This is a genomic window from Pseudarthrobacter sp. R1 (genome assembly GCF_024494415.1).
Taxonomy (GTDB): Bacteria; Actinomycetota; Actinomycetes; order Actinomycetales; family Micrococcaceae; genus Arthrobacter.
Map to the genome: position 1 here is coordinate 473,116 of NZ_JAMKFI010000007.1, position 13,405 is coordinate 486,520.

Here is a 13,405-nt window from a genome sequence, read left to right on the forward strand (position 1 = left end):
TCCGATGCCTTTCCTCAACAGAATCCAGCGCTGGGCCGACGAACGGCCGCACGACACCGCCGTCGTGGTCGGGGGTCAACACCTCACGTGGGCGGAGCTCCGTGATTCCTCCGCTGCCCTGGTGGCCGAAACGATGGCCGTCACCGCGCTCTGTGAAGCCAACTCCGTCCGCTTCGCCGTTAAGTTCGCCGCTGCGCTGGCCGGGGGGCGGCAGTGCGCCGTCCTCGACCCCACCTGGCCTGCTCCGCTGCAGGAGGACGTGGTCCGCCGCATTGGGTCAGCGGCGCAGGCCGCCGCGGTGTCCCCGGACGATGTACTTGCGGACGGTGCGCCGGAATCCACGTTCCTCATCGGCCTGACGTCCGGCACCACCTCCATCCCGAAGGCCTTCACCCGGTCCCGCCGGTCCTGGCAGGAGTCCTTCGACGCGTCCATCCAATTTTTCGGGCTCCGCCCGGACGACGTCACCCTGGCGCCGGGGCCGCTGGCAGCCAGCCTTAACCTCTACGCCCTGGCCGAGTGTCTCTACGCAGGCTCAGAATTCCAGACCCTTGACACGTTCGACGTCGGTGATGTCCACGCAGCCATCTCGTACGACCGGGTCACCAGGCTGGTGCTGGTGCCCACGATGCTGAGGATGCTGAGCGAGCGCGGATTGACTGGATGCGTGGACGCCTCCGGGGTTCGCAGCATTATCTGTGCCGGCTCCAAACTCGATGCGCGGACCCTCGAAGCCGCAAGACGCTGGGCCCCGAACGCCACTATCTACGAGTACTACGGCGCTTCTGAACTGAGTTTTGTCTCCGGGGCCGGCCTGGCTGCCGGCGAAGAGCCATCCGTGGGCGGGACCGGCATCGGGCGCCCCTTTCCCGGCGTGGATGTCAGGATCCTCGATGACTCGGGCAACGCCCTTCCGGACGGGACCGCCGGCAACATCTGCGTGCGGAGCCCCATGGTCAGCAACGGCTACCTTTGGGGTGACGACGGCCAAGCGTTAAGGTCCTTCGACGGATGGTTCACTGTGGGGGACCAGGGCTACCTGCAGGCGGGGGAGCTCCACATCCTGGGGCGCCGCTCGGACATGATCCTCACTGCCGGCAAGAACGTGTACCCGCATGAGGTGGAACTGGCGCTGGCCGCGGTGCCCGGCGTAGCAGCCGCTGTGGCGGCCGGGATGCCGGATGACCTGCGGGGACAGCGGGTGGTTGCGGGGGTTGTCCCGTCCGCCGGCGCTGTTACTGCCACCCAGCTGCGGGCGGGCCTGGATAATATCCTGGCCCGCGACAAGTGGCCGCTGCAGTACTACGCGGTCACCGAACTCCCGATTACGGACCGGGGCAAGATCAGCCGGAACCTGCTGCTGGACTGGATCAGCTCGGGGGACCAGAGGATCCGGAACCTTGGCGCCTGAGCTCCTTCCGCCGGACCGCCAGCCCGTCATCATTGCGGCCCGCCGCACCCCGGTATGCCGCACCAACGGAGCGTTGCGGCAGATGCGTGCACACAAGCTGCTGGCGCCCGTGCTGCGCGAGCTCGTGGCGGGTCCGGGAATGGATCCGGGTGCCATCACGGATGTGGTGATCGGGAACGCGGTGGGCGGCGGCGGAAACGTGGCCCGGCTTGCATTGCTGGAGGCCGGCCTGCCGGTTACGGTCCCCGGCCTCACCGTTGACCGCCAGTGCGGCTCCGGCCTGGACGCGATCGTCCTCGCCGCCGGGCTGGTCGCAGCTGGCGGCAACCCCCTGTATCTGGCCGGGGGAGTGGAAAGCACCAGCACCGCGCCCCTGCGGGCGCACCGGAATGACGACGGCGGGCCGGAGTTTTACGCACGGGCACAGTTTGTGCCGGACAGCTTCGGAGACCCGGACATGGGCGTGGCCGCGGAGAGCGTGGCGCGCAAGTTTGGCGTCACCAGGGCCCGCCAGGATGTGTTTGCGCTGCGCAGCCACCGCTTGGCTCTTGCCGCCGCGGAAGCCGGACATTTCGACGGCGAGCTGGTCCCGCTGGAGACAGCTGCCGGTACTGTTGCTGCGGACGATGGGCCGCGGCGGGGCCTGGGCGCGGCGGTGATGGCGCGGTTCCCGCCCGCTTTTGTGGACGGGGGAACTGTCACCGCCGGAAACTCCTGCTTCGACGCTGACGCTGCATCCGCCGTCGTTATCACTTCCCTGCAGCGGGCCCGGGAAGCGGGCGCCACTGACGGTCTGCTGGTGCTCGGCACGGGGACGGCGGGCGTGGATCCCGAGCTGCTGGGCGTCGGCGCCGCCGCTGCTGCCCGCAGCGTGTTGGCGGCCGCCGGCGTGGCAGCGGATGAGCTGGACCTGGTGGAATTCAACGAGGCCTTCGCGTCCCAGACGCTTGCGTGCCTTGACGAGTTGGCGATTGACGCCGAGCGGGTGAATCTCGACGGCGGCGCGCTGGCGTTAGGGCACGCATACGGAGCGTCCGGCGCTGTCCTGGTGACCCGCCTGCTGGCCCAGGCGCAAAGAACCGGAACCCCCGGGAGCCTGGCGCTGGGATTGATCAGCATCGCCGGCGGAATGGGTACCGCTGCCTTGCTGCAATACGAACGCCTCCAGGGCGCTCTCGCGGGAGCCTAGTCTTCGGCGTCGCCCAGTCCACGGGCGGCGAGCGCCTCGCCCGTCTGCCGGGCGAAGGCCACGGCCGTGATGAATACCGGCAGGATCAGGGCGCGGGGATTCCGCTCCAGCCCGCGCGCCCGGGCGGAATCACGGACGTCGGCGAACGTGCCGGCGATGTAGGGGATGCTCCGCAGCATGATGCCGATGGTGAGGGCAAACCGCTCGGGGTCGGCGCCGAACCGCCGGAAGGGGGTGGCCGCTTTGACCACTCCGTCCAGCAGGCTCTGCACCGGTGTGGTGGCGGTCAGCAGCGACGCCGCCACCACACAAACGAGGATATTCAGTACGATCCGGGCAGCGGTAGGTGCACCGAGCTGCCACCACTGGAAAAGTCCGATGACCAGCAGAACGGCGGCGAGCGGCCGGACGGCAGTCCAGAGGCGTTTCAGGCCGGCGCCTGCCAGCAGGAAGAGGCCGGCAAGCCCGCCCAGTACTGCCAGCGACACCCGCCAGTCAACGATGATGAACGAGGCCAGCCCGCAACTGAAGACCAGGAGGAACTTCAGCGTCAGCGGTGACCGGTGAATGAGGGAGTTGCCCGGTACATAGTTGGCCAGGAGGAAGCCGTGGCCCCTCATTGTTTGACCGGTCCCCGGGCTTGAAAGCCGTCCATGCACAAGGCCCGGTATGCTGCCACGGCCTCCGCCGGGCCGCCGTCGAACGCGACTTCTCCCTGTTCGATGACCAGCACCCGGTCCATTTCCAGGGCGAGGTCGAGGTCATGGGTGGACATGATGATCTGCTGGTCGAGCCCGGACAGGGTCCGGCGGAGGAGTTCACGGTTGCGCAGGTCAAGGAGGGTGGACGGCTCGTCGAGGACCAGGACCGCGGGGTTTACCGCGAGTACGGCGGCGAGCGCCATGAGCTGGCGTTCGCCGCCGGAGAGCTCATAGATGCTCTGGTCCGCCAGGTGCTGGAGCCCCAAACCTTCAAGCGCGGCTTCAGCCTTGTTCCGCCGCTCGGCGCCGTTCTTGACAGCGCGGCGGAGTGACAATTCCACGTCCTCCCGGCCTGTGGGCATCACCAGCTGGGACAGGGGATCGGTGAAGACAAAACCGACGTTCCGCCGCACTTTACGGACGGCAAGGACGGTATCGTCGCCGTCGACGGAGACGGTGCCCGCCGTGGGCTGGACGAGGCCGTTGACCAGGCGCAGCAGCGTGGACTTCCCGGAGCCGTTGGCTCCGATAACGCCGATGCGCCGCTCCTCGAGCCGGAGGTTGACCTCGTTAAGGAGGACTTTGGGCTCCGGGGCGTGGTCCGTCTCGACGGCGACGGTTACCTGGTCAAAGGTCACTGTGGGCATGGGGCTGTCCTTAGGCGTTCGCAGGCTCGGTGATGCTCCGCCGGACGCGGCGCACCAGGATGTCCGGGAAGGCGCGATGGAGTGCGACGGCGATGACTGCTGCCAGGATGTTCTTGATGATGTCTCCGGGGTAGAAGACGACGTCGCTCAGGAAGGCCTGTTCGAGGGTTGCCTTGGTGTTCAGGGCGATGCCCGCGACGCCGAGTGAGTGCACGAACACAACACTGGTGACGGTTGCGGACAGGAACAGCAACAGGGCCCGGGCTTTGGTGGTCCGGCGGATGACCACCGTGGCCAGCCATCCCACGACGCCCGCGGCGATGGGGAAGGCGATGATGTAGCCGGCGGAGGGGCCGGCAAGGATGCCCAGCCCGCTGCGGCCCTGGCTGAAGATGGGCAGGCCCGCGAGGCCCAGCAGGACGTAGAGTCCGACGGCGGCGAAGCCCCTTCCCGGGCCCAGCACCAGGCCGGTGAGCATCACTGCAAGGGTCTGGAAGGTAATGGGCACGCCGAAGCCGTTGACGGCCAGTCCGGGCACCAGCGCTGCGCCGGCAACGAGGGCGGCGAAGACGGCGATCAGCCCAAGGTCGGTGGCGTTCCAGCGGCGGCGCCCGGTGTTCAAGGTGTTTTTGACGGCAGTGTCGGTGTTGCTCATGGCAGTCCTGTCGGGGTTGTACAAGCGGAATCTAATGTACTGCCGACGTTACTGCGGTGCGACTGCCTCTATTTTGTAGGGGGTCTACTAAACCCGGCACCCGGCGCTGATGGCTGGGCACAACGAGGCTTCGAAAAGGACCCGCAGCTAAGTGCTCGACGTCCCGACCGGCTCACGTCCTGCTCATCCTAGAGACTGTGCACAGCTAGACTCAATCTCATTTCTAGCTTGGGGGACCACATGAGCACACCTACAGAGCCGACCCGTTCATCTATCGGTCGACTGAACAAACTGGCCCTTGCGGCAATTGTTTGTGCGGTCATAGCAGCATCGGGGTTTTGGGTTTTTGGAGTTGCGGTTCTTGCTGTTTTTGCAGTGGGCGCCGGACACGTTGCCCTGAATCAAATCCAACTCAGAGGCGAGCGAGGCAAAGGCCTGGCGATCGCTGCCCTCGCAGTTGGGTACGGCATAGCCACACTGGCACTGGTTAGCACCCTAGGGTTCATACCGACCGCGGTCCAACAGTTTTCGCAGTAACCCGGAGGGCTACGGAGCCGCCACAAACGACATGATGCTTTGCCTCCCGGAAAAACGCTGGAGTATGTCGCGTGGATGGTTCCCGAATGGCCCAGCGGTGGGTAGTTCCATTACAGATTGATCAATAGCATGAGGTGTGGCCGTGCGAAATGAAGGTTCAAAGTTGATTTGGCCCCTAACGGTTGTCCTACTCAGTCTTTCTCTTTTCGCTACGTCCTGCGTCGGAACGGGGTCTGGGGGTCCGGGCGGTGAAGCCGCGCAGCCGTCCACTTATCAGCCGACACCAATGCAACCTCCTGCTAGTTCACTGGTCAGCCCCGAAGTTGGGCCGGCGGACGGAGCAACCTCTTATACGGCCAGCACGCTGAGCCGGGAGCTGGCAGGGGATGCACAGTTCGCCTCAGTCGAAGTGATCGAGGGGAACCGAATTATCGTCCATTGGCACGGCCCGGTGGGCACGAAGCTACGGGACCTACTGGCCCAGTTCCCAAGAGCAGACATTTCAGTGCAGCCAACCGCTTGTTCTCCAGGGAAACTCAACCAATTTGCCAGCGAGCTGTTGGCCTCGGACCCTGCCGTGAACATCACCTCGGTGTCGCCTGACGCGTCGCACCTGACCGTCACGCTGGATGAATTAGTCGGGGCCACTTCGGACGTCGCCAGCCTTGAGCGCAGGTATTCAGAGGCAGCTGGGTGTCCGGTGAAAGTGGAATTCGGGGATATCGCCGCACTCACCGGCTAGTCCGCGCGCAACACTGAAGGTCGTAAGGCGTGCCCGACCGCCATCCTCGACAAAAATCGCCTGCAATCCTCGAACAGCGTCTATAAAAAGCGTAAACCTCAGTCACAACCCCCTTGGAGTCCGAGTGATTATTCCTGTTACCGTCCACGTGCCCGATCACCGTGTGGAAGAGTTCTACATCCGCTTTGGAGATTTTGTGGCCGAGGTCCCTAATCCCGATGCGCCCACCCAGCTGCAGTCCGGGATTGTTCCCTCCTGGGTTGGCATGTTTTCGGTGTCTCATAACTAACAGTTGCTACGCGGATTCGACCAGTTTGTTTCGAGACATAGTTATGAGAATTGCCCATACCATGGCATGTCCAGAATTCCTGTCATTTTTCGAAGTCGTCTGCACGGACTATCCGGAGTCGCCTGCACAACTCCGAGCTGGCGAGTGTCCATTGATATATGTCGATTTCTCACTTACTACTCGTGCCCACATTCTTCTTTGACGGTAACGTCACGTGGAAGCCCTCCGGAAATAACCAGCGGTCTTCAACCCGCGCAAGGTCAGGGCTCATTGTCGATGAAGTCTCACTTTGTCAATCGATGAGATAAACCTATTGTCCCTTTCAGAAGCGTGCATTACTGTCATGCCCATTGGGGGTATTTCTTGCTGTGTCCGTACCGCCAAGGCTGGTACGGGGGTTCACAGCCGACTCTTTACCAGCCATCCACAGATTGCATCACAAGCACTGATGAAGGATGGTCTCATTGATAAAACGTAAGCTTCTAGGTCTTCTTGGCGCGTCGTTTTTGACGCTCGCAACGGTCAGCCCGGTGATGGCTGCACCAGCGCCTTCACCAGCCTCCGGCAATACGCGAGAGGCAGTCACTTCCGAGGCGATTGCTCCACTCATCAAGGAGGCAGCGACGGCAAATGGGTTCTCGGAACGCCTAGTCCTCTGGGATGTGCAGGAAGGCTCGATCCAGGTTGGAATAACTGAACCGACGGGCCGTGAACGCGCCGCCCTTCAGAAGGCCCTTCCCCTTCCGGTGCGTGTAACGAATGAAGAACCGATCGAAGACATGGTGAAGAGGACCAAAGTTGACGGGCCGGTTGCTATAGAGACTGTGCCCTCAAAGGGAAAGCCAGGAGCAGAGCAGTCCCCATCCCTGATGGCCGCTACGGCGAGTCCGCCCCTGATTGACAGCACGCCGTATTACGGCGGTGCCAGGATCGTTCGCACGTACTCCTCGGGCGGGTCCAACTACGTTACGCAGTGTACTGCCGGCGGCGTTTACACCAGTGGTGGAAGCCGTGTGATGGCAACTGCCGGTCACTGCGGCCCGAATGGCGCGCACTGGTATCAGGGCTACCGTGACCCGGCTGACGGGCGGGTTTACGTATCGGGCAGCATGGGCAACACCTATGCGTCGCACTACGGTGGTGGCGCCATCGACGCGGCGATGATTTCCGGCAGTTCCTACGCGCCCAGCATCTGGACATCATCAACCTCTTCGCTGCCCATCGCGGGACAGGCGGCCGTGGGTCACGGCACGTCTGTATGCACGGGAGGGTCTTTCACCGGCTTCGTATGCGGCGGTACAGTCGACCTCGTAGACATCTGCGTCAACTACACCGACGGGAACACTGTCTGCGGGCAAGATCGAGCCAATGCGGCCTACCGGCTGGTTCAGTCCGGCGACAGCGGCGGCCCCACGGTTGTCAACAATGGCGGGAGTTCAGCGAGCATGGCAGGCATCATCAGCGGCGGGACCGCCTCCGGGACGTCCGTTTACTTCACCCACATCAACAGGGTAGTAAACACCCTGGGGGTCGCTGTTGCCCGGTATTAACCACCCGGTGTCGCGAGGCATATGCTACGGTATTGCAGCCGTGGCAGTATGCCTCGCGGCTACCCTCAGCTCCTGCCGCCAGGATGTCCCCGGGGGCGGCGGGGCTCATGTACCCGACCTTCCGGACTTCTCGCAGGGTATGCCGATCGCTGATCCCCCGGTTGACAAGTCACAACCCGAGATTCCCTGGACCTTGGATAGAGCTGACCAGGCCACCCAGAGGGTGTATCTCGTGACTCAGAACGTCGGCTGCAGCTACCCGGCTTTTTCTTCGGTCCGCGAAGATGAGTACTCGATAACCATTACCGTCTACGGGACCCCCGCCTCAGAGCCTTGCACTCAGGAACTGGTTACTGTTCAGACCTATATCCAGATGCCCAGCCCGATCAGCGGTCGAGAAATCCGCGGCTCAAGCAGGCTGACCAGCTAGAGTTTCCGCCGCGCCATTCAGGCAGCGCTGGGAATTCTCGTACACAATAAAGCCCCTGTCTCTCTGCCTTTACGTGGAAGCGAGACAGCGGCTCCCTGTCGCTCGCGGCCGTCCCGTCTCCTTTCGACAGGCCGACACGAATTGTGTCAGGTTTGGCTGCTCAGGGCGGGTGTCGAGATAATCGTATATCCCACCAAGAAGGTCTTCGACAGCAAAGCAAAGCACGAGAACGGCGGTGTCCCAGTTCCTTGGAACCGGGACACCTCTGAGGGGCACTCTCCGCGGATGCTGATCCTGGTTGCTTTCCGAGGTCGTTTGCCCGTGAGTTACACCTTTAGGGGATCAAATGAGAATGTCAACCTGAATTCACCCCACATTAGCGGTAATCCCAGTCTCAACTGGGATTACCTGCCTGGGCTGGAATTACACGAGGAGTGGTTGAAATGCTGCCGTCAGGGCTTTTGGTCGGGGGCGGCAAGCCTTTCTTACGAGAATATCGTGGTCTCTGGCGCATTTTCACTGGCCGCCAAGACTCGGTATCAGAGGGCTGTTTGGGAGGAACGGCCAGAGGCGCATCCGGATAGTTTCTCCAGCCCTGGCACCGTCTGGGTCTCCTTGTTGACAAAACTGTAGAGCGCTTCACAGGTCACCGTCTTGGGAGAACACCGAACTAGAGTATGAAGCAGCGCAGCAATGGAGCTGGACCGCAACCACCACCGCTTGTTTCCCGGCTTTTTGCCCATTGCCTGCCGATCGTGGCCTCTTCGCGCCGGGCGTTCGGCGCTCCTTGGCTTGTCACAGGGAACGCAAGAAGACGGGGCTGCCGCCGACATTTGCTGCCGGGTTTGGAAAAACATCTTACTCCAATTGCTTGCCTAATCCGTCGGCAAGGGCTGATGATCATCGTGTGCTCACTGGGGGGCGCGAAGCGGCTCACTGGGGAGCACACATATTGGGGGCGCAGCATGGCTGCAGCACGGTCTCTTTTGTCAGGTCTCATTCTTTCCGCCGTGGTGCTGGCCGGGCTCGCTGTCCCGGCCGGCGCGGCACCGACACCCGCAGCGACCCGGCCGCCCAGCGCGACGGCATTCACCCTTGCCCCCGCGACTCTTGAGCCGGCATCTGCTGTTCCCGCGAATCTTGGCGTTGCGATGAGCCTGCCGCTGGTTGATAACGGGCTGGCACCTGCCACCGGCCCCAACGGCCATCTGGCCGGGGACCGGTCCGCGGCCGGCATGGTAAGCCGCAACCTGACCGACACCATCAAGCAGAGCTGGAACCCGACAACGGGGAACTTCCTGGTCACCGGCAAGTTGCTGCATTTGGAGGGCACGGACCGGGACCTTGACCTGTCCTGGCGGTACAACAGCGTCAACGATGACCGCCCCACCCTCTCGGAAGGGACCTCCGAGACGGCCGTGACCGTCGGGGCCGATAACTCCGTGACCTACACCGCGGCGGACGGGGGAACGTACAAGTTCGTGCCGAAGACCCCCTCGGGCTGGACGATGCCGCCGGGGCTGAACGCTACGATCACCGCTTTCAGCGCCACCGCGGTGACGCTGCGGTTTAACGACACCGGCCACACCAACTACTACGAGAAGGTCAACGGGGTGTTCCGGCTCGCGTTCGCCGGGGATCACTACAGCAACGCCGCGGACCGGATCGCCTACGCCTATGACACCTATGGGCGGCTGTTGACGATCACGATGGTCAACGGCCGCCAGGTCCTGTTCGAGTACAACGACAGTGACAACACCGCCCAGCCGGACAAGATCACCGACCAGAGCCTGAACCGGATCATCAGGATCGAGTACAGCGACGACGGCAGGATGCAGGACATCACCGACGCCGCCGGGACGGCCACCCGCCTGGAATACGCCAACGGAAAATTGGTGCTGGTCAGGGACGGTCTGGGTACGAGAAACGAGCTGTCCTACGATGCGAACGGCAAAGCCGCCAAGATCATCTATGCATCGGCCGCCGCCGGCGTCACCGGCCCCACGACCTGGAACCTCAGCAACGATAAAGCCCTGGGCGCCTGGCGCACCGCCCTCAAGCCTGCCGGCACGTCCGGGATCGCGATGCGCAGCTTCAGCACCGGGTTCAACACCACCGAAACTGCGTCCACCACGGTCTCCCTGCCCGCACCGGCAGGCCGGGCGGCCGGCGACGTTCTGGTCGCCTCGTTTACCGCGGACAGGAATCCCACGGTCGCCGTACCGGCGGGCTGGACCGCGATCGTCAACGCCCTGTCCATCAACAGCTCCGAGTCCGGCGGTTCACGCCTCTTCGCCTACTACCGGGTCGTCGGTTCCTCCGACCCGGCGAACTACACCTGGACTTTGAGCACGGCCAGGAAGTGGGGCGGCGGCATCACCGCCTACACCGGGGTGAACAACACCACCCCGCTGGACAGCGCCGTGGCCACCGCTGTGGACACCACCTATCAGGCCACCAGAATCACCGTCGGCAGTGTCACCACCGCCAGCACCGGGGCACTGCTGATCGGCGGTCTCGGGTTCGACAGCTCCGTCCCCGCCGCCTCCACCACGCATATCCTAAAAGCCGTCGACGCGACCACCTCTACGCTGACCGACACCGCCGGGCGGGTAACGGCGTACAAGTTCAACGCCGCGCGGCAGGTCACCTCCATGACGGACCCGCTCGGCAACGTCACCACGGATACGTTTGACGCCCACGACAACCGCCTGAGCCGTCTCGATGATCTGGGCAACCTGAGCACCGCGACGTACAACCCGAACAACACGCTGAAGAATATGACGTCCCCGGCCGGTGCGGCCGGCGGGACCGGCAAGCAGGTCTCCTACACCTACCCCGCCGCTACTGCCGGGGAGGCGTGGCTTGAGTTCCAGCCGACCTCTTCCACCGACAGCGAAGGCCAGGTCACCACCTCCACCTATGACACTGTGCTGGCCCGGCAGTACCAAAGCATCACCCCCGGCGGCGCGGCCGGCGGTGGCACCAAGGTCAACCGGTACGAGGGTGACGCCGCGGGCACCACCTGCGGGGCCCTGCGCGGCCAGCTCTGCAAGATCATCGATGGGAAAGGCAACACCACCTCCATCACCTACAACACCGCCCGATACCCGGCCACGATCACTCCGCCCGCGCCGTTGGGAACGACGACCCGGGCCTTTGACGCTGCCGGCCGGGTTGCAACCAGCACCGACGGTAAGGGCCAGACCGCCACCTACGTTTACGACGGCAACGACCGGCTCACCCAAACCCGTTTCGGCGCCAGCTGCGTCCCGGCCACCTGTGTCACCTACACGTACGATCCCAACGGCAACCTCAAGACCCGGGTGGATGGTTCCGGGACCACCACCTACGCCTTCGACGTCCAGAACCGGCCAACAGCCAAGACGATCGGCGGGGTGACCACGTCCCTGACCTACGATCCGGCCTCGAACGTCACCAGCTTCACTGATCCGACCGGTACCGTGGGGTACCGCTACGACAACGGGGACCGGCTGACCGCCCTGGCTGAACCCGGCGGTTCCTGCCCCGCGGCCCCGGCCTTCCCGAACAGCACTAAATGCACCGGCTTCAGCTACGACGACAACAACCGGCGGACCGGAACCATGTATCCGAACGGCGTGAAAAACACCACGGTCTACGACAAGGCCGGCAGGGTCACGTCCATCACTGCCACCAACACTGCCGCGGCCGTCCTGGCCAAACGCGCCTACACCTACACCACCAACGGCACCGCACCCGTCCGCGACGGCTCGCTGCGGAAGACCATGACCACCGAGACCGGGGCAGTAACGACCTACGGCTACGACGCCGTGAAGCGGCTGACCTCCGCAGTCACCGGCGGGGTCACCGAATCCTGGACCTACGACGCAAACGGCAACCGGCTCACTGAGGCCAAAACCGGGGCCGCCACCGTTCACGCCGCCTACAACGCCGCGGACCAGCTCTGCTGGTACGGCAGTACCTCCGGGAACTGCGCGGCGCCGCCTACCGGAGCCACCAAGTATTCATATGATGCGAACGGCAACTTCACCGATGGTGGCTCCGCCACGAACCTGACGTACAACGTGTTCGACCAATTCACGTCCGGTACGAACGGCTCCACTGTTACGAACTACACCTACACCGGAACAAGCAACACCGAGCGCCTCACCGCCGGCTCAACCTCGTTCCTCAACGGCTCCCTGGGCATTACCCAACTCACCAGGACCAGCGGGACGGCCTCGTTCATCCGGGATTCGGACGGTAACCTCATCAGCATGCGCGACGCTTCCGGGGCGAGCTTCTACTACACCACCGATGCCCTCGGCTCGACCATCCTGCTTACCGACAGTGCCCAAGCCAAAGCCGCCACCTACGCGTACGACTCGTGGGGAAATGACACCGGCACCACCGGAACCAAAGCAGCCACCAACCCCTGGACCTACGCCGGCGGCTACAACGACACCACCAGCAACCGCATCAAATTCGGCGCCCGCTACTACCACCCAGCCCGCGGCCGCTTCACCCAACCCGATCCATCAATGCAAGAAGCCAACCGCTACGCCTATGCACAATGCAACCCCATCAATAGGACCGATCCTTCGGGACTGTACAGCTGGGGTGAAGCTGCTGATGACTGTGCCAGGGGGGCTGTTACCAATGCAGCTATAAGTATCGGAATCGGAGCCGTCACGGGTGGCTGGGGCGTGGTGGGAGCTCTTGGGGCGGGTTGTCTTGGGAATGTAGCGGGCGGTTATCTCGCTGATTCCCTAACAGGCTCATCTCAAGCCGAAGATCAAGTAGGCGGGGGCATTAACTACCTTCAATGGCTTAGCGACGTGGGGCGCGTAGTATCGGCTTTCTAAAGCAACATGCCGCTTCAAGACGACTCATCAACTCAACTGATCTGAAAGGCGAAGACGTGAAGCCCTGGATCCATCCTCAGGAGAGACGTTCACGGATTTATTGGACGATTCAGATTGCGATCGTGGTGGTTGTAATGATCGGGATGCCCATCCTCCTGCTTCAGCAGCCAACAGCTGACCATATCGGGATTTCCATAGGCATTGTTGTCGTAGGCTTGGTGACCCTAGTTATCAGCCTTAGGCAGCTCAAGAGGCTTCCGCAGGAGTATCCGCAGGCGGAGGGACAGGATGTGAGCGCAGATTGAATGGCGCAAATTGCTCTCAGTAGCGCTGCCAACCCTCCCGGCGTCTGAAAATGCGTCACCAGCACTGGCCTTTCGGTAGAGATCATTGCGACTGCGAAGTAC

At 63.2% G+C, this 13,405-nt stretch carries 11 protein-coding genes; 8 read left to right on the plus strand and 3 right to left on the minus strand.

The window, feature by feature from the left end; translation table 11 throughout:
- The first annotated feature begins 4 nt into the window (after positions 1 to 4).
- Together M8J71_RS10000 and M8J71_RS10005 are read left to right on the plus strand one after the other, a co-directional pair.
- Positions 5 to 1,411 (plus strand): class I adenylate-forming enzyme family protein, encoded by a 1,407-nt coding sequence (locus tag M8J71_RS10000; RefSeq protein WP_256247748.1) that lies wholly within the window; start codon positions 5 to 7, stop codon positions 1,409 to 1,411.
- The gene (locus M8J71_RS10005) at positions 1,401 to 2,600 is read left to right on the plus strand and encodes a thiolase family protein (protein WP_256247749.1); all 1,200 of its coding nucleotides are present in this window, start codon (positions 1,401 to 1,403) and stop codon (positions 2,598 to 2,600) included. The genes M8J71_RS10000 and M8J71_RS10005 overlap by 11 nt, the downstream gene beginning before the upstream one ends.
- Here M8J71_RS10005 and M8J71_RS10010 read toward each other — a convergent pair.
- The 3 genes from M8J71_RS10010 to M8J71_RS10020 are packed head-to-tail and all read right to left on the minus strand — an operon-like array spanning position 2,597 to position 4,603.
- Positions 2,597 to 3,220 (minus strand): energy-coupling factor transporter transmembrane component T family protein, encoded by a 624-nt coding sequence (locus tag M8J71_RS10010; RefSeq protein ID WP_256247750.1) that lies wholly within the window; start codon positions 3,218 to 3,220, stop codon positions 2,597 to 2,599. The genes M8J71_RS10005 and M8J71_RS10010 overlap by 4 nt on opposite strands.
- The gene (locus tag M8J71_RS10015) at positions 3,217 to 3,948 is read right to left on the minus strand and encodes an energy-coupling factor ABC transporter ATP-binding protein (protein ID WP_256247751.1); all 732 of its coding nucleotides are present in this window, start codon (positions 3,946 to 3,948) and stop codon (positions 3,217 to 3,219) included. The genes M8J71_RS10010 and M8J71_RS10015 overlap by 4 nt, the downstream gene beginning before the upstream one ends.
- Positions 3,949 to 3,958: 10 nt before the next feature.
- Entirely contained in the window at positions 3,959 to 4,603 is a 645-nt protein-coding gene (locus tag M8J71_RS10020) for a biotin transporter BioY (protein ID WP_256247752.1), read from the minus strand.
- Between the two features lie 240 nt (positions 4,604 to 4,843).
- On the opposite strand from M8J71_RS10020, the gene M8J71_RS23615 reads away from it, so the two are divergent.
- The 6 genes from M8J71_RS23615 (at position 4,844) to M8J71_RS10045 (ending at position 13,303) form a co-directional block, all read left to right on the plus strand.
- Positions 4,844 to 5,140: a DUF4190 domain-containing protein gene (locus M8J71_RS23615; protein ID WP_374114830.1), complete on the plus strand. Its 297-nt coding sequence runs from the start codon at positions 4,844 to 4,846 to the stop codon at positions 5,138 to 5,140.
- A 577-nt stretch (positions 5,141 to 5,717) separates the two neighbouring features.
- Complete coding sequence (locus M8J71_RS10025) at positions 5,718 to 5,882, plus strand: hypothetical protein (protein ID WP_256247753.1); 165 nt, start codon at positions 5,718 to 5,720, stop codon at positions 5,880 to 5,882.
- Between the two features lie 124 nt (positions 5,883 to 6,006).
- Positions 6,007 to 6,171, plus strand: a complete 165-nt coding sequence (locus M8J71_RS10030; protein ID WP_256247754.1) for a hypothetical protein — start codon at positions 6,007 to 6,009, stop codon at positions 6,169 to 6,171.
- 455 nt (positions 6,172 to 6,626) lie between these two features.
- Positions 6,627 to 7,721, plus strand: a complete 1,095-nt coding sequence (locus M8J71_RS10035) for a S1 family peptidase (protein ID WP_256247755.1) — start codon at positions 6,627 to 6,629, stop codon at positions 7,719 to 7,721.
- Positions 7,722 to 9,116: 1,395 nt separating this feature from the next.
- Positions 9,117 to 12,998 carry an RHS repeat domain-containing protein gene (locus tag M8J71_RS10040; RefSeq protein WP_256247756.1) on the plus strand — a complete coding sequence of 1,294 codons (3,882 nt, stop codon included), beginning with the start codon at positions 9,117 to 9,119 and terminating at the stop codon, positions 12,996 to 12,998.
- A gap of 56 nt (positions 12,999 to 13,054) precedes the next feature.
- Complete coding sequence (locus tag M8J71_RS10045; RefSeq protein ID WP_256247757.1) at positions 13,055 to 13,303, plus strand: hypothetical protein; 249 nt, start codon at positions 13,055 to 13,057, stop codon at positions 13,301 to 13,303.
- Positions 13,304 to 13,405: the final 102 nt, after the last annotated feature.

Excerpts from the sequence above, each read along its gene's own strand:
- M8J71_RS10000 (WP_256247748.1), top strand. The coding sequence starts at position 5 with ATGCCTTTCCTCAACAGAATCCAGCGCTGGGCCGACGAACGGCCGCAC.
- M8J71_RS10010 (WP_256247750.1), bottom strand. The coding sequence starts at position 3,220 with ATGAGGGGCCACGGCTTCCTCCTGGCCAACTATGTACCGGGCAACTCC.
- M8J71_RS10015 (WP_256247751.1), bottom strand. The coding sequence starts at position 3,948 with ATGCCCACAGTGACCTTTGACCAGGTAACCGTCGCCGTCGAGACGGAC.
- M8J71_RS10020 (WP_256247752.1), bottom strand. The coding sequence starts at position 4,603 with ATGAGCAACACCGACACTGCCGTCAAAAACACCTTGAACACCGGGCGC.
- M8J71_RS23615 (WP_374114830.1), top strand. The coding sequence starts at position 4,844 with ATGAGCACACCTACAGAGCCGACCCGTTCATCTATCGGTCGACTGAAC.
- M8J71_RS10035 (WP_256247755.1), top strand. The coding sequence starts at position 6,627 with ATGGTCTCATTGATAAAACGTAAGCTTCTAGGTCTTCTTGGCGCGTCG.
- M8J71_RS10040 (WP_256247756.1), top strand. The coding sequence starts at position 9,117 with ATGGCTGCAGCACGGTCTCTTTTGTCAGGTCTCATTCTTTCCGCCGTG.